General features: G+C 34.0%; 27 protein-coding genes. 2 read left to right on the plus strand and 25 right to left on the minus strand.

Annotated features, from left to right (window positions below; translation table 11 throughout):
• Window positions 1–67: 67 nt before the first annotated feature.
• The 14 genes from ACH0B5_RS13565 to ACH0B5_RS13630 form a co-directional block, all read right to left on the minus strand.
• Complete coding sequence (locus tag ACH0B5_RS13565; RefSeq protein WP_406927957.1) at window positions 68–667, minus strand: DUF3885 domain-containing protein; 600 nt, start codon at window positions 665–667, stop codon at window positions 68–70.
• An 82-nt stretch (window positions 668–749) separates the two neighbouring features.
• On the minus strand, window positions 750–1,265 hold the full coding sequence (locus tag ACH0B5_RS13570) for a DinB family protein (protein WP_406927958.1): 516 nt from the start codon (window positions 1,263–1,265) through the stop codon (window positions 750–752).
• Window positions 1,266–1,544: 279 nt separating this feature from the next.
• Window positions 1,545–1,766: a hypothetical protein gene (locus ACH0B5_RS13575; protein ID WP_122972749.1), complete on the minus strand. Its 222-nt coding sequence runs from the start codon at window positions 1,764–1,766 to the stop codon at window positions 1,545–1,547.
• A gap of 785 nt (window positions 1,767–2,551) precedes the next feature.
• Entirely contained in the window at window positions 2,552–3,061 is a 510-nt protein-coding gene (locus tag ACH0B5_RS13580; protein ID WP_341362082.1) for a hypothetical protein, read from the minus strand.
• 207 nt (window positions 3,062–3,268) lie between these two features.
• Entirely contained in the window at window positions 3,269–3,544 is a 276-nt protein-coding gene (locus ACH0B5_RS13585; RefSeq protein ID WP_406927959.1) for a hypothetical protein, read from the minus strand.
• A gap of 109 nt (window positions 3,545–3,653) precedes the next feature.
• The gene (locus tag ACH0B5_RS13590) at window positions 3,654–4,232 is read right to left on the minus strand and encodes a CBO0543 family protein (RefSeq protein WP_406927960.1); all 579 of its coding nucleotides are present in this window, start codon (window positions 4,230–4,232) and stop codon (window positions 3,654–3,656) included.
• A gap of 426 nt (window positions 4,233–4,658) precedes the next feature.
• Window positions 4,659–4,916 (minus strand): DUF6199 family natural product biosynthesis protein, encoded by a 258-nt coding sequence (locus tag ACH0B5_RS13595; protein ID WP_341362079.1) that lies wholly within the window; start codon window positions 4,914–4,916, stop codon window positions 4,659–4,661.
• 340 nt (window positions 4,917–5,256) lie between these two features.
• A complete protein-coding gene (locus ACH0B5_RS13600; protein ID WP_406927961.1) occupies window positions 5,257–6,201 on the minus strand; it encodes a DNA/RNA non-specific endonuclease in 945 nt (314 codons plus the stop codon).
• A 189-nt stretch (window positions 6,202–6,390) separates the two neighbouring features.
• The gene (locus tag ACH0B5_RS13605; RefSeq protein ID WP_406927962.1) at window positions 6,391–6,861 is read right to left on the minus strand and encodes a DUF2268 domain-containing putative Zn-dependent protease; all 471 of its coding nucleotides are present in this window, start codon (window positions 6,859–6,861) and stop codon (window positions 6,391–6,393) included.
• A gap of 84 nt (window positions 6,862–6,945) precedes the next feature.
• Window positions 6,946–7,497: a CPBP family intramembrane glutamic endopeptidase gene (locus tag ACH0B5_RS13610; protein WP_406927963.1), complete on the minus strand. Its 552-nt coding sequence runs from the start codon at window positions 7,495–7,497 to the stop codon at window positions 6,946–6,948.
• Between the two features lie 320 nt (window positions 7,498–7,817).
• On the minus strand, window positions 7,818–8,492 hold the full coding sequence (locus tag ACH0B5_RS13615; protein WP_406927964.1) for a GNAT family N-acetyltransferase: 675 nt from the start codon (window positions 8,490–8,492) through the stop codon (window positions 7,818–7,820).
• A 487-nt stretch (window positions 8,493–8,979) separates the two neighbouring features.
• Entirely contained in the window at window positions 8,980–10,611 is a 1,632-nt protein-coding gene (gene pruA, locus ACH0B5_RS13620) for an L-glutamate gamma-semialdehyde dehydrogenase (RefSeq protein WP_122972758.1), read from the minus strand.
• Window positions 10,612–10,755: 144 nt separating this feature from the next.
• Window positions 10,756–10,974, minus strand: a complete 219-nt coding sequence (locus ACH0B5_RS13625; RefSeq protein ID WP_341362071.1) for a hypothetical protein — start codon at window positions 10,972–10,974, stop codon at window positions 10,756–10,758.
• 300 nt (window positions 10,975–11,274) lie between these two features.
• Window positions 11,275–11,769, minus strand: coding sequence for a DinB family protein (locus tag ACH0B5_RS13630; RefSeq protein WP_341362070.1), 495 nt, complete (start codon window positions 11,767–11,769; stop codon window positions 11,275–11,277).
• Window positions 11,770–12,191: 422 nt separating this feature from the next.
• Between ACH0B5_RS13630 and ACH0B5_RS13635 the strand changes: the two genes are divergently transcribed.
• Window positions 12,192–13,238 (plus strand): NADH:flavin oxidoreductase/NADH oxidase, encoded by a 1,047-nt coding sequence (locus ACH0B5_RS13635; RefSeq protein ID WP_341362069.1) that lies wholly within the window; start codon window positions 12,192–12,194, stop codon window positions 13,236–13,238.
• A gap of 46 nt (window positions 13,239–13,284) precedes the next feature.
• Window positions 13,285–13,698 (plus strand): MarR family winged helix-turn-helix transcriptional regulator, encoded by a 414-nt coding sequence (locus ACH0B5_RS13640; protein ID WP_122972762.1) that lies wholly within the window; start codon window positions 13,285–13,287, stop codon window positions 13,696–13,698.
• A gap of 318 nt (window positions 13,699–14,016) precedes the next feature.
• Here the strand turns inward: ACH0B5_RS13640 and ACH0B5_RS13645 are convergent, their stop codons facing one another.
• The 11 genes from ACH0B5_RS13645 to ACH0B5_RS13695 all read right to left on the minus strand — a co-directional run bounded on the left by ACH0B5_RS13645 (window position 14,017) and on the right by ACH0B5_RS13695 (window position 25,178).
• Window positions 14,017–14,910 (minus strand): SDR family oxidoreductase, encoded by an 894-nt coding sequence (locus tag ACH0B5_RS13645; RefSeq protein WP_406927965.1) that lies wholly within the window; start codon window positions 14,908–14,910, stop codon window positions 14,017–14,019.
• Between the two features lie 916 nt (window positions 14,911–15,826).
• Window positions 15,827–17,212 (minus strand): Na+/H+ antiporter NhaC, encoded by a 1,386-nt coding sequence (gene nhaC / locus ACH0B5_RS13650; RefSeq protein ID WP_341362067.1) that lies wholly within the window; start codon window positions 17,210–17,212, stop codon window positions 15,827–15,829.
• 192 nt (window positions 17,213–17,404) lie between these two features.
• Window positions 17,405–18,142: a hypothetical protein gene (locus tag ACH0B5_RS13655; protein WP_341362066.1), complete on the minus strand. Its 738-nt coding sequence runs from the start codon at window positions 18,140–18,142 to the stop codon at window positions 17,405–17,407.
• Window positions 18,143–18,301: 159 nt separating this feature from the next.
• A complete protein-coding gene (locus tag ACH0B5_RS13660) occupies window positions 18,302–18,736 on the minus strand; it encodes a WapI family immunity protein (RefSeq protein ID WP_122972766.1) in 435 nt (144 codons plus the stop codon).
• A 33-nt stretch (window positions 18,737–18,769) separates the two neighbouring features.
• Window positions 18,770–19,801: a S66 family peptidase gene (locus tag ACH0B5_RS13665; protein WP_406927966.1), complete on the minus strand. Its 1,032-nt coding sequence runs from the start codon at window positions 19,799–19,801 to the stop codon at window positions 18,770–18,772.
• Window positions 19,802–19,979: 178 nt separating this feature from the next.
• The gene (locus tag ACH0B5_RS13670; protein ID WP_122972768.1) at window positions 19,980–20,579 is read right to left on the minus strand and encodes a YdhK family protein; all 600 of its coding nucleotides are present in this window, start codon (window positions 20,577–20,579) and stop codon (window positions 19,980–19,982) included.
• Between the two features lie 68 nt (window positions 20,580–20,647).
• A complete protein-coding gene (locus ACH0B5_RS13675; RefSeq protein WP_341362065.1) occupies window positions 20,648–21,259 on the minus strand; it encodes a nitrite reductase in 612 nt (203 codons plus the stop codon).
• Between the two features lie 88 nt (window positions 21,260–21,347).
• Window positions 21,348–23,774, minus strand: coding sequence for a heavy metal translocating P-type ATPase (locus ACH0B5_RS13680; RefSeq protein ID WP_406927967.1), 2,427 nt, complete (start codon window positions 23,772–23,774; stop codon window positions 21,348–21,350).
• A 73-nt stretch (window positions 23,775–23,847) separates the two neighbouring features.
• Window positions 23,848–24,054, minus strand: a complete 207-nt coding sequence (gene copZ / locus ACH0B5_RS13685; RefSeq protein WP_122972771.1) for a copper chaperone CopZ — start codon at window positions 24,052–24,054, stop codon at window positions 23,848–23,850.
• A 62-nt stretch (window positions 24,055–24,116) separates the two neighbouring features.
• Window positions 24,117–24,452, minus strand: a complete 336-nt coding sequence (locus ACH0B5_RS13690) for a metal-sensitive transcriptional regulator (protein ID WP_122972772.1) — start codon at window positions 24,450–24,452, stop codon at window positions 24,117–24,119.
• A 192-nt stretch (window positions 24,453–24,644) separates the two neighbouring features.
• Window positions 24,645–25,178 (minus strand): hypothetical protein, encoded by a 534-nt coding sequence (locus tag ACH0B5_RS13695; protein WP_122972773.1) that lies wholly within the window; start codon window positions 25,176–25,178, stop codon window positions 24,645–24,647.
• Window positions 25,179–25,272 lie beyond the last annotated feature (94 nt).

A 25,272-nucleotide genomic window follows, 5' to 3' on the forward strand; every position in this document is an offset into this window, starting at 1 on the left:
AGTTAGGATTATTTTCATATAAAAGTGGCTCACTTTTCAACTGCGATGGTGGCTCAGTTTTAGCTTATCAAATACATAGTAGTTTTTCGTGTATATTTTTATCAGCGTTAATCATTTCACATCCTCTATCATCATAAAGGTGGAAAATACACTTCGTTTGAACATTTATTAAAAAAACATCAGGCGCGAAAACGCAATGAGTTCTTCTTAATCGAGGTTGTAGAGATTGGAAATCCTCATGAATTATTGTTTTCAAAAGGTATTCTAGCTTTAAATCGGATACTTTACAGTACAATGTCATTTGCTGAACAAATAAATGATCTTCATCATATTGCGATTGGAATTCATGTAACCGTAAAGAATACTTTAATTTTTGTTCCTTTACAAAACGTTTGAAAAAATTAGGATAAACTACTTTGTTTGTTTCTTTTGGATATGCATTTACTACCAATAAGACGTCATCTGTTTTGCTGAAAAGTATAGGAACAATCTCAGATACTTGTTTATACACCGCATGAAACATGTCGATGTTAATACGATTATTATCATCAAACTGATAAATATCATTTCCTAACTCAAGATGTATTCCCATATTCCATTGACGGTAAAAATCTGGTGTTAAAGAAAGACTGCTATAATGTTTATCCATAATTTGTTTTAGTTCCATTTATATCCACCTATTTACTTCTATCTTATTTATCTATAACATTTTCTAAAAAATCCTTCGATTTGAAATTGTGGAGATCATTCTAATTATCGAACAGACCTCTTCCTCTCAGATTGGCGGAAACTGGGTCTTTTCCTATTTCACGTGCCCATATGGATAACTGACCAATATGATGAATTTCGTGGACAATGACATGACGTATGATTTCTCCATGTGTACATTCGATGACTCGACGTCTGATTGGTGCATCTCTAGAGCTAATGGGTGCTACACTAAAATCGGCTTCTGAAAGTTTATAAGATTCCATTTCATTTGTCCAAGATGTCACAAATGGTTTTACTTGCACGTGGTACTGGGTTGAAAGGTTTTTCACTTTTTGTAGGCTAGCATATTCCTCAAACAAGGGCTCCTCAGGTACTGGTATACCTCGCAAACCTAAAATCCACATATATTCCACATCCACAATGTGAAATAGGGTATGTAGAATACTTCCGAATCCGCCGATCCGTTTCTTTAATAGTTCTTCCTGAGGTATATCCTCACACCATTTAAACCAATCATCACGGACTTGCCAGTTGTATTGAAACAGTTTCAACATTACAATACCTCCAATTCTCTATAGATTAAATAGTAAATTCCATCAAAATACTTTCAAATCCTTTTTATTTAACCCTTACTAAGATTCACCACAATTTTGGTCAAATGAGAAAGACGCATTCTTATAAAAAATGCGCCTGATTTATCCATTCTTTATATCGTCAGTCCTTTAACTCAAATCCATTATCATGTTGTTTTCAAGTAATCTACTTGTATTACAAATTTTGCAACTTTTTAGATAAGAAATCCACTCAATAAAAATGCATGTTCAAAAGTATAATTACAACCTATTATTATTCTTATAATTTTTTGTATATAGGTATACCTTATTATCAGTTGCTGCCCGGTTACCTATGAAACTCATGATTGCCAGTAAAATCCCAAAGAAAACAAAAGCAGCAACGTAATAACCTTGAAACATAGAGACAAAGGACGCTACCATCAGTAAAATCATCATAACAATTATTATTATCTGTCCTTTTCCTTTTCTTTTACCTTTCATATCTCAACCCCCAATCCACTCCGCTTTATTTTCTTATATGTTAATACGGCACTTTGCAAGAGAAAGTTTCCTTTTACTGTTTAAGTTTATTACTTCTCAATTTCGCCTAAATGTTAAATTTAATTTTTTCAAAAAAACGTTGATCTATCTAAGATATAGCATCATCGGTTGTTTTAACATAAATAATTTGTCCTGTATAATTTACAATGTCCATATTTCACCTCATTTTTATATTGGCGCTTATAAAAAAGTACGATATTTAATGGAAAAAAGTTTCAAATTAGGAGATCTAATAGAATGCCCAGTTTATTTAACACGATTCACAAATTATATAATGTTTTTTCTCTTCGTAATACTTCCTATACAGCCAATAATAAACATAAGGATTGCAATTATTTCAAGAGGTATGAATAAAAATAGAAGGCCAATTCCTACAAATCCTTCATGTGTTATGTCTCTATAAATGATTGAACCAGCAACAGTAAATATAGGTGTGAAAATTATCGCTAAGTAGACGCTCCATATTATAAAATTATGTATCCAAGAACGTTTATAAGTAAGAATGAAAGCCATTATAAAAAAATGATAAGAACTGCGAATAACGAGGCTATCATTTGGAACCACTCCTTTATAATATTACCTAAATTTTAACATTAAAATCCAAAGATTTCTTGTTTACTGATAAAAATGAGCGCATATTCTTATTCAAACAATAGCACCCAATTGCAGAATATTAGAGATCGTAATTCATTATTAAGCACAAAACTTGTAAACTAACCTCACACTTAAATGTCTAATGCAACCACATAACTACCTGTACCTTCTTCCCAAGTAGCTAGTATTTCATATTTTGCTTTGCCTTTTTCCTCTACATCCTTAAAGTTAAAGTACGTAGCAATCATCTTATCAATGTTATCGTAAACCCTTATTTCGTAATTTAGTGGTTCTTTTTCGAAGTTTAGAATGATAGGTTCATTAAGACTAACATTCACAGCATCTTCTATGTTAACTAATTCTGTTGATGGCATGAAATCTGCCTGTATATCTACCGTTTGTCCTGTTTTCGAATCTAAATAACTCCAACTGTAACCACCTTGGATTGTTCTAATTTCTTTTTTTCCAAAAGTAATTGTAAGTGAAGGTGGTTTCTCCCAGTGAGTCAAGTTAACTTCTTGGGTTATTTCTTTATCACCTGAAGTAACATTTTGCTCTGACTCAACCACATTCAATCTACTCCACCCTACTAAAGCACAAAGTGTACATATGACACCACTAATAAAAAAAATTTTATTCAAAATATCCCCCCTTTAAATTAGACAATCATTTTAAAATTAAGTTTCAAAATTCTTGTTACTCAAATCTAGTTTAAGTAGATTCCTTATCGACTCTTTTTTCAATTAAATTTAAATAATCCTCAGAACCTAAAAAGGACACCTTCTTATGAAAGAAAGCGCCCGATGCTCAAAATTGCTATTCAATTCAAGAGCCCAATAGTTGAATCATCAAAAGGCAGTTCCATTTGAAAGTTTCTTTTTAAAAATAAAGTATGTTAATACACCTAAGCCAATATATATAATCAACATACCACTCCCCATTATTGCTGAGAATTTAAATACAATAGTTAGTGAGTATAAATTTAGTAATATGTAGAGTGTTAAAAATAAAATTCCTTTTTTTCTGCTTTTCAAAAGGACAGAAGTAATAATGGCCAATGCTAAACTAGCGCATATTAATTGACCTAAAAAAAGCATTATATACATCAAAATATCATTCTCCATAAAAATCCCCCTTTTCTATATAAATTCTCCAAATAGAAGTAATTTTCCTGTTCTACTATCTGCCCTATTGATGAAAACAGCACAATCCTCTTAAGAATTGCGCCGTTGTTTAAGAACCATTAATTGATTGTTGTTTTTGTAACCATAAAAATAAGTTGGTAATCAATTTAGATATTATGAATAGCACTATATAAAACAGGAACAAATAAATGTAATTTACACCCTTAAACATATGGAAAAAGTGGAAATTGACCATAATTGGTTTTAATACGAAAGCAAAAAAGGCTGATAATAAAACTGAATATAGGTATATGTTTTTTTGTCGGTTCAATGTCCACTGATATAACAACATAAAACTTACCGGTACTAAGGAAGCATCTAGAGCAAAACTTGGTAAAAAGGGAACGAGTTCATATGGATATTCCCATAGACCCATATTAATACCGATTTTATTTACATATGCGAACCAAACATGATAATTAAGTCCAAAAAAACCTAAAAGTAACGTTTTCCTTTTATCTATTGTAAAAAGTAATACTATAATTGGGACAATTAATGCTAAAACTACTATCCAAAATTGCCATGTATGAAAATAGGAAAATGATTTCCAATATTCTAATTGAAGTTGGTTTAACTCTTCTAATATTGACCTTATTTGATTTAACAATTCTGTTTGGTTTTCCTTCATAAATAAATCTCCCTAATAATATTTCTATTATTAAGTAATTTAACCGTATTCTTGTTTAACTATTCTTCTTCCATTACAAAGGGACGATTATATTCAAGAATTACGCTCCATTATTGAATAAGTCTTTTCCAAATGGATATTTTAACTCATACTCGATTATTTTTTAAAATTCTCATCTACCAATGAATGGGTTTCCTACTTGATCAATCATAACGGTTATTCCACTTTCGGCAGCAGTAAAATTCAACATGTTAGAACTCCGGTCTGATTTAGTTATCACGATTAAACTTAAAAATCCCAACTTACCTTGAGTATAAATAATTTCAAAACGTTTGTTTTCCAGTTTAGTTAAATTAAAAATAAAAATTATGGATTCCCCGTTTCAAAAATAAGTACTGAAACTCCCCCATTCAATTGGAATTACTTTTAGTTCAATACATCAATAGATGGTAATGGAGGGTCAGGAGTAAAAGTATCAATTGCAACAACAATAATGATTGCAGTCCATATAATCATATCCATTACACTTCCAATTCTAATTAACTTAATCTGTATATCCGATAATTCTGGAACCTCTTTATATCTCCATCGATCTAAAAAGAAATAACTTTCTTCTGGTTCATAAAGACTCCAAATACCATAACCATATACAGGTATCGAAAAGACTATCATAATGAATAACATAACCCTTTCCCCTTTTCTTTTTATTATTTATACGATCCTTCTTTTAAAGAAGATTCAGTTTTTTCTAGCAACCCCATTCATAACTAATACTTCCAGCGATAGGTTAATTTTAATGAAATGTTTGACAAACCAATCAAGCTACTTTACCCGTTTAGAATGTCAATCTGATTTATGATTTGGTTTATAATCCCTTAATGAATGAAAAAAGACGCATTCTTATTTAAAGAAATGCGCCAGATAGTTGAAGATCGTTATTGAAAGAAACTAGACAAATTTTATTGATGATATCCCACTAGGAAACTGTTCTTTCATTCATTTTAGCCTCAAAGAACTTAAGAACTTACTCACCTACCATACCGTCATTATCATTATCTTGCATATATTGGTATAACCAATGTTCACTTGTTATTGGCATACTAAAACCTGCTGCTTTTGCTTCTTTAATCGTTACCTGTCCATTACCGTTTGTATCAATACTAGAAATATCACCGGTTGTGTTTGAACTAGTTGAATCAGAAGGCTCACTACCTGTTAAACCAAGTGATTCGTTTACTTCGTCAGGGTTCACATTATCAAATGTATCAACGATTTCGTTACCCATTAACGTATAAGTATACTGATAATGGGAAGGAATCTGTGTTTCCGTATTCGGATATGTGATAATTGCTTCAAAATTAGTAGCTCCACCTGCATTACGAATCGCATCTTCCATATAAGCTTGATCACCATGTCGGTTAAGTGTACTATCTTGTGGAGTAATATTATAAGCATTCGATACCCCTCCGAGAGAATCAGCAATAATATGTCCTTCATCTAGAACGTCACTTTCTACGCCAGGAACCTTTGCCTCATCAGCATAGTATCTACCAGACGATAATATAGGTTCGTTTCGGTCATCTTGTAGAATGATTTCGTCAGCAATCACACGAACTAGTTGTCCATATTCGTTCGTAAATGCCCAATATTCACGGTCTCCATAACCAATGTCAACGACGACATTAGGTTCACGATATCCAGACAAATCACCACCATCAACTTCAATAAGTTCGTATCCTGAAAACAGATCATTATTTGATTGAGTTGATGTTTCTTCAACTACCGGTTCATCAACAACTGTAGTGATTGTGATTGCTTCTTCTTTTTCGCTATTTTTATTCGTTTCAACTGTACTTGCTTCTTGTGGATCTGTTTCTACATCTGCAACGGATGAACCTTCTCCGTTAGTACAACCAACAATAAAGATGGTCATTAAAAGTAAGATTAAATAGTTCATTTTCTTTTTCATTTTAGGACTCCTCATCATAGTTCAAACTGTTCATTCTAAAAGTCTTGCAATTTCATATAGATTAACCATTGTTATCCTATTAAAAATAGTATATTCCAATACTAACTTTATTTCAGTAGATTGTTTTAAATCTGCATAGATTTCAATTAAGGCTTGTACAATTTCAAATTGTACTTCATTTATTCAATTCTATTTATAGTTATCAAAATAGTTTCCTTTTTCGATAATTTCTTGTGGACTTAAAGCTGTCCATTGTTCTGGTGTTAAATTAGGATATAAGTCGAGATAAGATTTAATCATCTTATAGCCTTCACTGTAACCATATGAAGGCGGTAAATCTTTTCCGCCAACTATAATTTCTAACGCACGATCAAAGTCCTTTTTGTTTAGATCAGGTTCAATTTTAGACCATAATTCTTTGTCGTAAGCTAAATCCACTGGGGTGTTTTCAAGATTTGGATAAACGGTTTTCTCGAACATGACCGCCTTTCCTTCAAAAATAAGATTATCTAGAACCGTTCCTGAAAAGTTACTTAAATATTTTTCTGCAAAAATACTGTGATGATATTCGTGGGCAACACCGACCTTTAAAAAATTATCACTATAATATCCATTATAAGGAATAATAATTTTCCCAGCCCCAACGGTTAACATCGGCATTTTTGCATTGCTAGTGGATTGTTCTAAATAACACCAACTGTAACCATTATTCTAGTCTTAGTGAAGGTAGTTTCTCGGTTTTAGTCAATGGAAGATTAACACTAACAAATTATAGAAAGAATGAATAATAATTACTAACCAAAGGGAACTAGTTTTCTTGTATACGTATCCAAATAGAGCACCCAACACAAAGATTGTTATCGAGGAACTTAGAATATAATGAAATGCAAACAAACCTTTATAAATCCAAATAGGAAAATGAATCAAAACAAAGAGTAGAGATGTAATTGTATTTGCTATCCAAAATCTAAAAGAATCCATAAGTTTATTTAATATAAATCCTCTAAAGACAATTTCCTCAGTGATTCCAACTAATAGAAAAACATTTAGCCATTCGTCAAACCCTATATGCAAATTGATTTTATTATCTAAAACAGTGATATTTAAAAGGATATATAATATGAAGACTAAGAAAACCCAATATATCCATTTTAAACTTTTTTTAAAATTATGACGTAATCCTAAAAAGGAAAACGGATCAGTTTTATCTATAACTTTAGCCAATAATATTACTGGAATGACCCAGATGACTATTTTTATTATGGCTGATGTTATAGCTCTTGGAACAGATTCCATCAAATCTAAATATTGAACTAACCATAATTCTCTAAAAGACCATAGGACATAAAATATGATGAAATAAATCCAAATATAATTTTTATTTGCTTTTAAATCTATATGAAACTCCCCCCTTTCTTTTTCAAGAATACAGTTACTTCCATACCTTTACAACCTTTCCATTAACATAAATTGCCAATTCAATTGGAAAGTTTTACTCAATAATCTGCCCCGGTAAAAAAAGCAATTCTTCTTAAAGAATTGCCTCCGATTTTTGAAGATCCTTATTCAATAAAAGTACTCGTTTGTAGTGTATGAATTCTTGTTTTATGATTACATCAACTTATTTGAATATCTGTTCCATACTGTATCAATTGTAGTTTTCTTGCCAAAGATTGGGATACAAAATTATTCCATGAAGTGCTATAAAGTGCAATTCGTCCTTGTTTTTGCACCTCTGCAGCCCAAGCATTCGTAACATCTATACCATATGATCTTCCACGGTAATCTTCATGTGTAAACACACTTGCTTCATCTGCCATTAAGGACTTCCTCGCACTACAACAAATTGAAACAACTATGTTATCTTCAACAATGACAAAACAAGATTGCTTATAATCAAAATCCTCAAAGGTATATGGGAAATGGGGCTTTAGAAGTTCTTTGTTTTCATATGTTACTTTAATTGCTTTTCTAACAGACCTTTCCCGAACATTTGGAAACACATATGCTGGGCCGAAAGATAAATCATTCAATTCATAATCTATACTTAAAACCTTTATTACTTTTCCTAAATCAGTTGGATTTGTCCTAGTAACATGTTCTAATTTCTCTACAATGTCCGCATTCAAAGAATTGGAATATCTTACTACACTACCATCTCTGGTAGTACCTATGAAAACAAGTGGTGCAACATCATATGGTGGTTCGTTTACGACTGTTATTCTATTTTCAGTATTGTGTTTAAATAACACCTTCACATGATGTCTCATCAATTCTAAATCAGATAACAAATATATACCCCCAACTTATGATTTAATCCTATCATTAGAAAATTCTTATTGAGTGTTCTTCCATAAAATAACCCTTTTCATGGATAAAATCGCATTTCTTATTAAAGAGACGCGCCATATTATGGTGTAAATTAAAACCTGAGTATCAACACAAGATTTCAATTAAACAGTGATTTGAATATAATGTTTTACAATTTTTTAACCCCAGCTATTACTTTAATCTTAGATTTTCTTCTTTAAAAATCAGGATTTTCCTTCTCACTTTTATTAATTCATTGAAATTGGGGTTAATTGATAGACTAAATTAATAGCAAGCGCTTCATAATAACCTCGTTTCGTTTGAATGGTATGGGATGCATAGAATGTCTCGAATAATAGTGCTCATCTAACAGTTCGAAAAAGATAGAAATTCTCATATATCAAGGAAAAAACTATAGTAAAAAAAGAGGTTAAAGTGAACACTTTAACCTCTTTACTATGTTATTAATTATTCTTCATCCATGAACGGATAAGCAATATCTGTAGTTGGTGCAAAGTTTTCTTTGATTACACGAGGAGTTGTCCAACGAATCATGTTAAATACAGAACCTGCTTTATCGTTTGTACCAGAACCACGAGAACCACCAAATGGTTGTTGGTTAATCATTGCACCAGTTGGTTTGTCATTGATATAGAAGTTACCAGCTGCGCCTGATAAACGATTTTCTAAATGAAGAATTGCTTGGCGATCTTGTGCAAAAATAGCACCTGTCAATGCGTACATAGAAGCTGTATCAACTGCTTTTAATGTTTCTTCTAATTTATCATTTTCATATACATAGATTGTTAACACTGGTCCAAAGATTTCTTCAACCATTGTTTTGAAATTTGGATTTGTTGTTACAATAATTGTCGGTTGGATGAAATATCCAACAGAATCATCATAAGTACCACCAGCAATAATTTCTGCTTCTTCAGAAGCTGCCGCATAATCGATATAGCTTGTTATTGAATCAAACGCAGGTTTATCGATGACTGCTCCCATAAAATTACGGAAGTCTCGTACATCCCCGACTTTCAATTTAGCAGTTTCTTCAACTAAACCTTTCTTTACTTCTTCCCATAAGCTTTGTGGAATGTAAGCACGTGAAGCCGCAGAACATTTTTGACCTTGGTATTCAAATGCTCCACGAACAAGGTTAGCTACTAATTTGTCAACTTGTGCAGTTTCGTGTGCAAATACAAAGTCTTTACCACCAGTTTCCCCAACTAAACGAGGGTATGATTGATAATTTGCAATGTTTTCCCCTACTGTTTTCCAAATTGTTTGGAAAGTACTTGTTGAACCAGTAAAGTGGAAACCAGACATACGTGGATCTGTTAATACTATTTCCGAAACTTGTGAACCACGAGATGGTACAAAGTTGATAACGCCTTTTGGTAATCCTGCTTCTTCTAAAATACGCATGAAGTAATAGTTTGCTAGTAATGAAGTTGTTGCAGGTTTCCAAACGACTACGTTCCCCATCATTGCAGGAGCTGATGGCAAGTTACCACCAATAGCAGTGAAGTTAAATGGAGAGATTGCTAATACAAAACCATCTAATGGACGGTAATCTAAACGATTCCAAACGTTTTTCATACTATCAGGTTGAATTTGATATACTTGGTTTGCATAATCAACCCCGAAGCGCAAGAAATCTGCTAATTCTTGTGCAGAGTCTATCTCAGCTTGAATTACAGTTTTAGATTGTCCTAACATTGTTGCAGCATTCATTACATCACGGTATGGACCAGAAATTAAATCAGCAGCTTTTAAGAAAATAGCAGCACGATGTTCCCATGGCATATTTGCCCATGATTCTTTCGCAGCCATTGCAGCTTCAATAGCATCACGTAATTCTTTCTCACCAGCTTCTGAGTAGTTTGCTAAAATATGTTGGTGATTATGTGGCATAACTACTTTCTTAACTATATCTGTTTTAATATTTTGACCGTTAATAATAATAGGGATATCTACTACTATTTCGGATTGGCGTTTTAATTCCGCTTTTAATGTTTCTCTTTCTTTTGTACCCGGTGCATATGTATTACCAGGCTCATTTTTAGGTGTTGGTATTTTAAAAATTCCGTTACTCATGCTTTAACTTCCTTCCTGTTGTAAAAATTTTTCTCTCTTCTTGCATTCAATAAATTATAAAATACTTGTAATTACTAGTGCAAGTTAGCAGGCTCAAGTAATCTATGATTTTCCCAAACTAGAGAGGGGTTAGAGATATACTTCTTAATTTGTGTTTTCTCCATGGGGCTGATCTCTATTTAGAGAATTAATTTCAGTCTCCCTAGAATATTGAGTTCCCACTAAATCACTAAAAACAGTCGTATTTCTCTTAATTTGAGAAACAGCTGCAATGATTGGAATGGTTGAAAGAGAAGATCCTAATATAGAAAGTAGTAAGGATGCTGTCACGACATCTGTACCTTTAACTCCTGCACATCCCACTGTAAGAATAACACCTAATAAAGGAGTCTGTAAATTCATTTTAAAAATAATTGGAATTCTTATATAAATTAGCTATAAACACTGATAAAACACCTAATGTTGATGCAAAACCGTTCATATTAAAGTTCGGGGATAGCGGCAATGTCAAATTATAAATATTTTTTGACTACTAACTTCATTACTCTCTAATATAATTTTTTTCTTATTGAGTGTTAATGGTCCGATTACTAAAAAAGGCACAATTCCTTTTTTCAAGAATTGTGCCCTAAAGTGGATTAACTGAAATGCTAATAAAGTTGATTAAAAGCTGCGTCTCTTTGCCCAAGCTCCTTGCATTTTGCTTAGAAATACAATTTGCCCAATATGATATGCGTTATGCATTGCTAAACTCTTTAGTTCAATTACTAATGAATGATCTTCCCCTGGAACCTGTCTATACAAATCTTCAAGTTCTGATGTTGCTAGTAGTTTTTCAAGTTCGCGATGGACATAAAAGTATTCTTGTTTTGTTTTCTCCCAATTTTCTAACGTCTCAGTTGGTAATCGAAATGTAGAATCATTATTTTCTGCCTTTGGTTCATTCGCTGTTTCACCAAGAAATCGCATAAGGAATCTCTTTTCATAGAAAAGTAAATGACAAACTATTTCCCAAATAGAATTCATTTCCCCATTAGATGTTTTCCATTTTGCCTGTTCAAAAGTGATATTCTCTAGTACTTTTTCAAGCGGTGGAAACCAATCTTCTTTATCTAAGCAGCTTGCCCATTGCTGTAACAAAAGTGTCCTTACATCCATTTTCCATCCCCCCAATTTCATCCTGATAATCGTTCATCCATTTGCCTAAATCTTCATTTACTAAAAGTTGATCTGGCATGACTATAAATTTCGAGGTATACCATCAGATTACCTTCCTTATTCCACAATTTGACCCATAAATGAAAAAAGAGACGATTCTACTAAAGAATCTACGATAAAATTATTAAGTCACATACACCTCAAGACGTATGAATATGTATCGGAATAATAGGTACATTAAATACTTCTGTACAAACTACTCATGCTGTAATTGGAAATAACAATATTTGTCTCTTATTATTTCTTGTAAAAATGTTTAGAACATTATTAGAAGCATTCACCATTATCATTGCATTATTTAATAATTGCTCTAGACTATTATATATGCATGTGCATACATTTTTTTAGGAGGGATACTAATAATGAAAACAATTGATTCACCTTTTAAACTTAAAGGATTACAACTTAAAAATCGGATTGTCATGGCACCTATGTGCCAATATTCTGTAGATAAAGAAGATGGAATACCGAACGATTGGCATTTTGTTCATTATGTATCTAGAGCTATAGGCGGTACAGGGTTAATTATTATGGAAATGACGGGTGTAACTCCTGAAGGAAGAATTACGAATCAAGATTTAGGATTATGGGATGATGCACAGATTCCTGCATATAAGCGTATTGTATCCGAGGTTCATAAGTATGGTTCAAAAATTGGGATACAAATAGGTCATGCTGGTAGAAAGGCCGAAGATGCAATCCAACCTGTTGCACCATCTGCTATACAAGGTGACGCTTTACCTGAGGAAACAAAATATGGTGGACTTACACAACCACGTGCTTTAACCATTCAGGAAATTGAACAAACAATTGAGCAGTTTAGGAATGCTGCAAGAAGAGCAGTTGAAGTGGGCTTTGATACAATCGAACTTCATGGAGCACATGGATATCTTCTCCATCAGTTCATGTCCCCTAGTATTAATAAACGGAACGATGAATATGGTAAGGATTTATCAAAATTCGGTGTAGAGATCATTCGCTCAGTGAAATCGGTCATGCCAGAGGATATGCCACTAATTATACGAATGTCTGCTATTGAATATATCGACGGAGGATATGGGTTGGAACATTCACTTCGTATTGCAGAGAAGTTCAAAGAAGCTGGTGTAGATATTTTCCACGTCTCCTCTGGAGGTGAAGGCGTTCCTGGCAAGTTAAAGCCTGGGAATTATCCTGGTTATCAAGTACCATTTGCCCGAGCTTTCAAAGAGAAACTAGGAATCCCAGTAATAGCGGTTGGCATGTTAGATAATCCACAAGTAGCAGAGGCAACCTTGTCCAATCATGATGCCGATTTAATTGCCGTTGCTAGAGGAATGTTAAATGATCCATATTGGAGTATACATGCAATTAAAGAAATAACAGGAAGTGTCAATCCACCATCTCAATATAGTAGAGGAATTCGATAACAGTGAATGATATAATTGGGACAGTATTTTTCGAAAGGCGATGGCTATGAATCAACCTGACCAATTAATCCATACTTGGGTAAATTTCTCAAAATTTCATAATAGAATTACACACTCATTAGATTATTTTCTTCAACAAAAATACCATTTATGTTTGAATGAGTTTTATTTAATGATGTTTATCAATGAAAGCCGTGAAAAGAAACTCCGGTTACTGCAGCTACAGAATATGATTGGTCTTAGCCAAAGTGCTTTATCCCGTTTGGTTTCAAGACTTGAACAACATGATCTTCATCCAGTAGAACGAGCATGTTATGTTGAGGATAAGCGTAGTGTTTATGTTGTACTAACTCCGAGTGGCCAACAGCATATTGTTGACATTTTAAATGAGGTTAATCGGATCTTACAACAGTCGCTCTCAGAAAAAGATATTAAAAACATAAGATTATTTGCTGAATAGAATCCTATAAAATGCATTACTAAGTCTCTTCTATGAAGTTACCTTGGTAATGCATTTTTTCAAGAAGTTGCTGAAATCATCAGGTACTGTCCTTTTAATATCACTCTTCCAATTTTCTTTATAGGGATTGCCCCACAATAGAATTAGCTAACGAATTCAATAATGAAAGCGAGCGTTGATTCTTATTACAGAACCGCGCTCGCTTGTTGAAGATCCCGCTACATTAGGATACAAAAAACACTAACTGTAGTAAACTTATTATCATTTTTCCATTATCTGTTACGAGTGAGGTACGCTTTTATTTGACTACATATAAGATTACAAGCTGATTGGCTCGCCACCTGTCACCCCATAAATCTGACCTGTAATATAACTCCCTTCATCAGAGGCTAGAAGAACATATACCGGCGCAAGCTCTACCGGCTGTCCCGCACGACCAAGAGGAGTATTTTGGCCAAACTCAGGAATTTTCCCTTCCAATTGTCCGTTATCCAACTGCAACGGTGTCCAAATTGGCCCTGGTGCAACCCCATTAACACGCACCCCTTTAGAAGCAAAGTACGAGGAAAGATTTATCGTAAAATTGCTGATTGCACCTTTTGTAGCAGCATAGTCCATTAAAGAGGCGGATGGATTGAAAGATTGAACCGATGTGGTAGTAATAATCGCACTTCCTGGTTCCAGATGCTCTTCAGCAGCTTTTACGGTCTCAAACATGCTGATGATGTTTACTTTGAAAGTATCATGCACTTGTTTGAGTGTTAAATCTTTTAAGGTTGGCTGTGCAATTTGTTGCGCAGCATTCAATACGAGCGTATCCAAACCGCCAAAAGCTTCCACCGTTTTTGTAACAATCTCTGTCGCTGTGCCATCTTCCCGCAAATCATACGGCAACAGTAATGCTTTTCTGCCTGCTTTTTCAATTAAATCTTTGACTTCGTTCGCATCTTCTTCTTCACCAGGGAAGAATTGGATGGCCACATTTGCACCTTCACGTGCATAGGCAATGGCGGCGGCACGTCCAATTCCGGAATCGCCACCGGTAATCAAAGCATTGCGTTCTTCCAGACGATTGTATCCTTTATATGATTCTTCTCCGCAGTCAGGTTTAGGAATCATTTTACTCTGCAGCGCTGGAGTGTTCTGCTCTTGATCTGGGAATTTTTCTGTATAAAATTTTTTACGTGGATCGGTTAGATGTTGGTTTTTCATTATAACCATCTCCTGTCTTGTAAATATTTAAACCTAGAGATTAAAAAGTTCAAAAAGCTTCACACTTTACAAACTTTCTCAAACTAATCTCTCGTACATTTTTTACCCTATGATCATCATTTTAAACAGCTTCGTTTTTTACCCTTTTCAAAATCACTAATTAATAAGAGCTACTGTGTTAACACCATTACCAAACTCAAAAGAAAGACGCTCTCCTTATTCAAGGAAAGCGTAATTGAATAGTGTTTAGCTTTAATACAAATTATTATTTTTATTCGGAAGTGTTTTCCAAAAGTCTACTAAACATATAACACCTATTATTTTAAATATGCTATTACCTATTATAGAATTATGAATAGTAATTCCCCCGATAAAAAAACTACTCAATAATAACAGGAAAAAACCAACTAGAGTTTTCATAATTCCTCCAAACTTATTAAATTTACCCATAATATACCATATACCCGAATTACAGCGCGGTAAAATAAATTTTATTTATAGAGCCCTATATATAAATTAACATAGTTATCCATGTACATTGATAATGAGTTACTTCATTATATGGCCCTTTAATTGAATAAAGCACATTCCTTATTCAAGGAAAGCGCCAAATTGTTGAATAACCGTATTATTTATGGTTCTAAAACTTCTAATAGTGCCTTTATAAAACCTTACTTAAAATTCTCCATGTAAACCATCTACTTCACCAATCTTTTCTATGTAAATCCCTGTTTAGTTATAGTTTTTAGAGCATATATTCTCTCGGTCAATAATGGCTTTTAGTTTGTTTAAATAAGGGGTGAAGTTGATCTTTTTAAATTATAAATTCTAAATAATCCTAGCTGCAAATCGGCTTTCCATCGCTTCTTCTATAAAAAAGTAGTACAAACCATGGCCTTGGTTTGTACTACGAATGTTAATTTGTTTCGTTTTTTGATATTGTCAGATTTAACCATCCAAATATGATGGTAAGAACTGGGCTTAATAGGCAAAAGAAAGCATAAGGCAAATAGTCGATCACAGAAACGTTAAGCATTGAGGCAATAAATAAACCACAAACACTCCAAGGAACAAGCGGATTAACGACTGTACCCGCATCTTCCATTACCCGGCTTAAATTTTTCGGATGTAAGCCTAGTTCTCTATATTGTTTCTTAAAGGCTTCCCCTGTTAATAAAATGGATAAATACTGTTCTCCTACTACTATATTAATACCAATTGCAGTAAAGGCCGTCCCTGTAATCAATGCACCAACTGATTTTAATAAATTTTCAATTTTGTTTAGCAATGTTTGAATAATACCTAAAGCAAACAATAATCCACCCATGCTGAGGCTTAGCACCACAAGCATAATTGTAAAGAACATACTACTGATACCACCACGAGTTAAGAGTGAATCAATTACTTCAACCCCTGTTTCAGAAACATATCCGCTAAATAAAATTGCACAGTAATCACTAACTGATAAAGAAGTATGAAAAATTGATAAGAAAAGTGCTACAAGGGAACTAACAATAAGGGTTAAAAATGCCGGCACTTTTTTGAATGTGCAAACAATCAAGACGAGCAGTGGTACAATGGCATACCAATGCACAAAATTTGCATCTTGTAAACTAGCCTTATAGAACACAATTGTCGTGTTATCTACTCCTTCTACTGAAGGGGATAAAGTTGCATATAGGACACCGCTAATGAAAAACGCAGGAATCGTTGTCCAACTCATATTTTTAATATGTTCAAATAAATCAATATTGACAATGCTTGCAGCTAAATTGGTTGTATCTGACAATGGAGACATTTTATCGCCAAAAAACGCTCCAGATACAATAGCGCCAGCCGTCAAGACAAGCGATGCATCAATGGCTCCTGCAATACTTACAAAAGCAACCCCAATCGTCGCTACAGTCGTCAATGAACTACCAATTGCTGTACCAATAATCGCAGTAATGATAAATACAATCGCATAGAAGAAACTTGCCGATACGAGAGAAAAACCTATATATATAAGCGTTGGTATTGTACCGCTTAAAATCCAGCTACTAATTAGTATACCTATTAAAAGAAAAATATAAATAGCTCCTATTCCTGAAATGGCTCCAGATCTCATACTTTCTTCCAACACTTTAAATGGCACGCGTTTTAGCAAACCGTAAAAAATGAGAAGAATAATAGATAATAGAATAGGGATATGTGGTGTAGCACCAAACTTTCCTATCGAAATAGAAATGATTGAAATAACGATTATTAAAATGAATAATGATTCGAATACTGACGGTTTAGTTTTTGCCTCAATAGAAAACATTTGCTTACTCCTAGATGATATAATTTCACGCTTTAAACTTCAACGCTTCAACGCGGTAAAGTCATATATCATTCTAGCACGGATTTGCTAAATGTCAATAGAAGAAGAGATTTTAAGAAATAAAAAGATATCGGACCTTGATAGTATTCTATAGACGGATTTTACTTTGTAGTAGAGAAACTAAAATCCGGTTCATAAACTTTTATATTTTTTTCTATATGGAAAAAAGAAAAATAATAATATGAATCCGACTATTAAAGTTAAAAATGGAAATATGAAAGGGAAAAATAACGTAGGAATACCTTCCCAAGCATCTGTATAATAACCAACTGTATGAGGACCCACATTCCCTGCATTTAGTAGTTCTGTTTGTAACGCATTACGTTTTGTAAAACTAAAAGAATCATGGCTTAATGACCCACCTTCATCTAATGCATAGAGACTGTACATTAATTTTTCATCTGAAACCGAGCCAACAATATCTCCATTCGGCATTTCTTTTTTCAATTCTCTTGTTTTCTTCAAAAGCACAATAAATTGAGTTTTATCCTTCTTTTTATCTTCTAAAGTTAAATAAGCAAGCTCACCATAGTATCGATTTAACCCTTCTTCTTCTATCCTTATTGGATATTCTTTTAATGTATCTATTACCTTTCCATCTACTTTTACAGATAAATCTGCAATGCCAATTTTAAATTTATAGGGGTCTATATAACTTTTGCTTTCCTTTATCGTTTCCTCTATTTCTACAGTATGATCGTTGAAATAAAAAGTCGTATCCGTAGGAGGAAACCCTTTGCTTACATTTGTAATCGTGTAGAGTCCAACCATTCTTTGATTATGTATAAGCTCCATTATCATTTTTGATCCAATTGGCAAAGAAGTTAAAAATAATATCAGTCCCAATAAAAATAACATTAATCGTTTCATTGTTTATATTCACCTCTAGTTTTAACACCACTTTACACTTTCTTATATTGTTCCTATCCCCCACATTTACTAATTATATTTTCAACATATCATTATCTTAATCTTTAATAGAAAATCACCTTCTTATTAAAGAATTGCTCCCTCTAGTTAGTTATATAACTAATTTTGTTTACCTATTACCGGAAACATATAACTAATATCCTCTAACTCTTTTATGAAGCTTTCTAAATATGATTGGTCTGATACAAACTCGAAGGTAAGTACCGCACCACTTCCTACCGGATAGCATGTCTCTCCAGACCAACTTATATGACCTAATTTATTCATTTCACCTTCAAAATGTATAAAACCATCTAAGTTTTTCAATATTGCTTTTCCTGATAAATTCTTTTTCATCAACTTCAATTCATTTACAAAATCTCTAATATCATCTGTTCTTAAACTAGCATTAAAATCAACATAATAACCTGGAATTTCAACCTTTACTTTTGAATTAACCCAATTTCCATCCCAGTAATCCGTACTATTCGGATATTCCCTAGAAATGATATCGATTTCTACTTTCGTACTTTCACCTAATAAACGGAATTTCATTTTATCACCTTTATTTCTCTTTTTTAGTTAACTTCATTCCACTCCACTTTCTAAAATGGTGAAAGTCCTCTTATTACAATTAATTTCTGCCAATGCACCATATGGCAAAATACATTTCGGTTCAGTATGTCCGAAATTCAAATTATAAAGAACAGGCAAATCTACCAAATCATTTTCCTTCATGACAATTTGAATGACTTCCTTATATTCATCATAGTACTTCTCATCCTGCGGCTTTCCAAAAATGATTCCGTTTGTTTTTTGTAAAATACCTTGTGCAGCATAATTTCGCAACCAATATTTTATAAGATGCGGTTCCGTTTTTTCTTCAGATGTTTCAAAGAAAAGGATGCTATTTTCCCAGTACTTTTTCTCCGGCCAAATTTCTGTTCCTTTTGCAAACTCTAAAACTTCAATACAACCACCTATCAAACGTCCTCGTGCTACACCTGATCCTTGTAGTACTTCGTAACCTAAGTTTTTCTTTGTTGTACGGCGACGGTTTTTATTTTCTTCTATCCATTCTAAATGCTCACTTGTCCAATGGTTCGCTGGTTGAATTTCACCAATAACGTCATTTGAGAAGAGAGTTCGATTTACCATCTCAACCGTATAAGGATCCATGTCCACATTTTCAGCAAAATCGGTTAAGATTGCGGGACCATAAAAAGAAGATATTCCCCCTTTGTAACAAAATAAATGTGAGATGGTCACATCCGAGTAACCCATCAAAATTTTCGGGTTTTCACGTATAACATTAAAATCAATATAGGGTAGTAAACGAATGCTATCTTCTCCACCAATATTTGCAATGATACCTCGTATACTTTTATCCTTAAACGCCGTCATTAAATCTTCAGCACGAGCTTGCGGATGTTTATAAAGATAGTCTCCTCCCTTCAAACTATTGGGCATTGGTATAACCTTTAATCTAAAAACTTCCTCTAACCTCTTAACACCTTGTTCATATCGCCATCTTAGTGCTGGTTCACCTGCGCCACCCCAAGAAGGACTAACCGTCGCAATTTTGTCTCCCGGCTGCAATTTTTTTGGCTTAATTAACACATGAACCCCTCCTATTTATGTTTAATTTTAATTTCTATATATTTATTAAATTACCTGCTCTGATTCAACTATTTTGAACGAATATGAAATAAGTATAATTAATGGTTTTCCCTATTTAATTTATTAAAAGATAAAATGCACCTTGAAAAATAGATCAAGGTACATTTCAAATCGATTATTAAATTGGTGATAGTTCGCTTTCTGTTACCCATTTATGGTTCTTTACTTCTTCACCTGTTGTAGAAGTGTAATCGACCATATAGACAGTCGTTTGTTCAGCGGAATCAATTGTTGCTGTAGCTCCGTCCATCCCTTCCATATGCTTAGCTTTAATCTTTGCTTGTACACCTGGTTCTAACGGAGATTCTCCAGCTCCTTCTAGCTCTTCATGAATGACCCATTTATGATTATTTACCGGCTCACCACCATTTGTCGGAGTGAAAGATACTGTATATACCGTAGTATTAAAAGCACCAACTATCGTTGCTTCAGCTCCTTCCATCCCAGCCATATGATCTGCTTTAATCATTGCTTTACTTCCTATTGGAAAAGTTGGTGTTGTTGCTTCTTGTAATCCTTCAGGAATTTCACCATCACTAGAATGATTCATTGTGGAATGGTCCATCCCTTCCATATCATGGTTTTCTGTTTCAGTTGTTTCTGTATTTTCATGGGAATTATGCTTTTCAGTAGATTCTTCATTATTATCTCCAGCACATGCAGAAAGTGTTAATGCTGCTGTTAAAGAAATGATACCCATCATCAATTTATTTGCCATTCTACTTCCCCCTACTTTTTTAATCATTTATACAACTCGTTTTATTCCATTTTCAATAGATAGTTGTTTTAACTTATTAATTGATCTCTACCTATTCGCTTTAAAAATTTATAAAACGTTTCCCGTTTTTTTCCCTTCTCTGAATAAATAGCGATAATCTTTTCTACTGCTTTATATAATTCGTCGGGTGTTATATTTTCTAAAAGTAAAGAACCAACCTCAGCGTCTTTCCCTTTGGCTTTTCCTCCAACATATAAATTGTAACGGTTTCTTATTTTCATTACACCAATGTCGCTTAACATAGGTTCGCCACAACCAATCGGACAACCCGTATAGGCAACTTTTAAAGTAAAAGGTACAGCCATTCCAGCAATACGTCGATTTAACTCTTTTGCTACAGGCATTCCTTCTTCTTCTTCTCCCTTGCAAAAGTTACAAGTTCTTAAGCTCTTTACAAAGTTGCCAACCGGATAACAAACTAACCCAACACGTTGAAATTCTTCGATAATTTCTTCTTTTTTATTTTCAGGTATTTCAATATAAAGTTGCTGGAAAGTAGTTAACTCTATTTCTTCGCTTTCGTCCATATAACTTGAAATCATTGCAAGTTGTTTGGCGTTTAGTTTTGCTCCGAAGCCGATTCCCCCATTAATAGCAATTTTGATTTTCTCGCCCTCCACATAACCCCTCCTTCCTTTTTCTACCATACATTGGTAAGGTATATAATTTTGCTGACACTAGACGCATTAATAAGTGTTATTTCCCATTTTATTTTTTTAATTTCACTCTTTGTAAACGTAATGCATTTAAAACTACCGACCCGGAACTGAACGCCATCGCCGCTCCAGCAACCCAAGGGGCAAGAAATCCTGCTGCAGCAATTGGAATTCCAATCGTATTATAAGCAAAAGCCCAGAATAAGTTTTGCTTTATATTTTTCATCGTTTTACGACTCATTAAAATTGCATCAGCAATACTATTTAAGTCCCCTCGAATAAGTGTAATATCTGCTGCTTCCATTGCCACATCTGTACCTGTACCGATAGCCATCCCAATATTAGCTGTAGCTAATGCCGGAGCGTCATTAATACCATCACCAACCATTGCCACCTTTTTCCCCTGCTGTTGAAGTTTTTTCACTTCATTTGCTTTACCTTCAGGAAGCACTTCGGCAATGACTGCATCGACACCTACTTCTTTACCGATTGCTTGGGCAGTTCGTTCATTGTCACCTGTCATCATGATGACATTAATACCCATTTCTTGTAATCGACGTACAGCTTCACGAGAGGTTTCTTTAATCGTATCTGCGACAGCAACTAAGCCAGCGTACTGACCATTAATACCAGCTAGCATTGCTGTCTTACCGTTCTTCTCCAATTCCTCCATTGCTGGTAGAACAGACGTAACATTAATTCCGTATTGTTCCATAAGTTTACGTGTACCAATAACAACTCCTTGACCCGAGACGGTTGCTTGCACACCGAAACCAGGAATCGCTTCAAAAAACTGAATGTTCCCAAGTTCTATCTCTTTCTCTTGAATACCTTGAAGGATCGCTTGTGCTAATGGGTGCTCCGATTGTTTTTCAGCTGCACCAATCAATGATAAAAATGTTTCTTCGTCTTGACCTTTTGCTACTAATACATCTGTTAACACCGGTTTACCATGTGTAACAGTACCTGTTTTATCGACTACTACTGTATCGATGCCTTGTGTTTGTTCTAGATGCTCCCCACCTTTAAACAAAATACCAAATTCTGCCGCCCGACCTGAACCTGCCATAATGGAAGTTGGTGTTGCTAATCCAAGGGCACATGGACATGCAATAACTAATACTGCAATTAATACTTCAAGTGCTGGTGTAAACTCACCTGGTTGAACCCAAATCATCCAAACTAGGAATGTAAGGATAGCAATCCCCACTACGATTGGTACAAAAATTCCTGAAATTTTGTCGGCTAAACGTTGGATTGGCGCTTTAGACCCTTGTGCATCTTCAACAACTTTAATAATTTGTGCTAGAGCCGTGTCACGTCCAACTTTTGTTGCTGTCATTTTAATAAAACCATTTTTGTTAATTGTTGAGCCGTATAATAGGTCACCTGCTGCTTTATCCACTGGTAAACTTTCGCCTGTTAACATCGATTCATCAACGGCTGTTGTTCCTTCTACTACTTCACCATCAACTGGAATTTTTTCACCTGGTTTCACTAAAATTGTATCACCTATTACAACTTCTTCTAACGGAACTTCTTTTTCTATTCCATCACGAATAACGATGGCTGTTTTCGCTTGAAGCCCCATTAATTTTTTAATCGCTTCCGATGAACGACCTTTTGCTTTTGCTTCAAACAATTTCCCTAACAATATTAATGTAATTAATACCGCGCTTGTTTCAAAATATAGATGTGGGTCGTGATGTTCTCCTGCTGTAATAATAGCTTGATAGACACTATAAAAATAAGCTGCTGAAGTACCCATAACAACGAGTACATCCATATTGGCGCTGCCATTACGAAGTGCTTTATAAGCACCAACATAAAACTGTTTACCTATTATAAATTGTACGGGGGTTGCTAAAATAAGTTGAACCCATGGATTCATTAAGAAATTAGGTACATATAAGAACTCTGTAAAGGAAAAGTGACCGACCATCGTCCATAATAATGGTAAAGATAAAATCGCTGAAATGACGAATTTACGTTGTTGATCTTTAATATGCTTTTCACGGTGATCTATCTGTTCCTTTTCATCTTGCTTTTGGTGTGCACCATAACCAAGTTTTTCGACCTTTGCAACGATATCCGCAATAGTTACTTCTGAAGGATTAAATTCAATCGTTGCTTTTTCAAGGGCTAAATTGACATTTGCTCTTGCAACGCCATCCAATTTATTTAGTCCCTTTTCAATGCGTGTTGCACACGCTGCACAAGTCATTCCTGTAATTTCAAACTCCGCTTTTTGTTTCACAACACCGTATCCAAGTGATTCGATTTTCCTTTCAAAATCAGCTTCACTCAATTTTGTCGGATCATATTTAATGGATGACTTCTCAAGAGCTAAATTGACCGATGCTTGTTCAACACCTTCCATTTTATTTAACCCTTTTTCAATACGTGTCGCACACGCTGCACAAGTCATACCTGTAATTTGGATATTCGCTTCTTTTACTTTACTTGCTTCAGTACTCATAACTTTTACACCTCTCTTTATACCTATATAGGGTATAATTTAATGAAAATGAGAGAGTGCTACGAAAGCACTCTTACTCTACATCATATCCTTGTTCTTCAATTGTTTCTTTAATTTGCTCTAATGAAACTTGAGATTCATTAAAGGAAACATCCACTAAAGCTTCGTCAAGGTTCACACTTACTTGGTCAACACCTTCTAATTTACCAACGCTTCCCTCTATAGCTTTAACACAATGTCCACATGACATACCTTGCACGTTTAATGTTACATTTTTCATAGTATCTTCTCCTTTTCATGTCTTTTGAATACACCATAGGGGTATGTTTCGTTTAAAAAAATTTATTTTTTCATTAACTTTTGTATCGTTACAACTAACTCGTCGATTACTTCATTATCACCTTCTGAAAGCCGATCTACTACACAACCCTTTATATGTCCTTCTAAAAGAATTTTTGCTACACTATTTAATGCAGATTGTGTGGCGGAAAGTTGAGTAATCACATCATCACAGTATACGTCCTTTTCTATCATACCTTTAATGCCTCGAATTTGACCTTCTATACGATTTAATCGAGTTGTCAAATCCTTTTTCACACGTTCTGGATGATGACTTTTTCGACAAGAGGTACTATTATCATCAGTATGACAAGCTTCTGCTTTCACTGAGTTATCCATCTATTCACCCTCCTAACTTGCATTCATCATAACATACCCGCAGAGGGTATGTAAAGTGATAAATATTTTATACTTATTCTCCCCCTCTCTATAAGCTTTATGGAACAGTTTAATAACCAGTTATTCCCCATCATTTTCTAAAAACAAAACGAGCACCGTTTTGACAATATGGTGCCCGATTTACGAAAAGTTTTAGTCCATAATTTTTACGAAGTATTCATGGTTGAATCGAATAAAATCACTTATTCTCTTTATCGTAAGATTAGCTATTTCATTAAATTTGGAATACAAAGGTTGAATCGATTTCGAAAGTTCCTTATTATTGTTCAGGTCCTCCCGATTAACAACAAACTTTTCCAGACTGCTAGGCCCGCTATATCTTTTAAGAACCGATTCCGTTTCTTCTAGAAGTTGGTACATGGTCCCTTCCCCAAAAAACTGTAGTCCAGTTTTAATTGCAGACCAAATTTTTGGTTGAGCTATAAAATAAGCACTCCACCAATAGAACTCAATTACAGATTCAATTGCATGATCATAATATATATGAAAAACAAACAACGCTTTTTGCCCAGACGTTAGTTCTTTATAAAAATGTACTTTTTCCATCGTGCTATTTTCTTGAGCCATTCTTTTTTTATACTCCAATATTAATGGTTTAAAGCAAGCATGAAATAAAGCTTCATCGGCTAAAGAATCGAACTCTTCTCTTTTCATTATAACGAGCATTCAAATATCACTCCCTTCCAATTATTATAAAGTAATTGAAAGGTAAATTGATAATGTTAACCATAATTTCACAGTTTTCTTTCAAATTGATAAT

Source organism: Ureibacillus sp. 179-F W5.1 NHS (genome assembly GCF_045369345.1).
In the GTDB taxonomy this organism is placed as follows: domain Bacteria; phylum Bacillota; class Bacilli; order Bacillales_A; family Planococcaceae; genus Ureibacillus; species Ureibacillus halotolerans.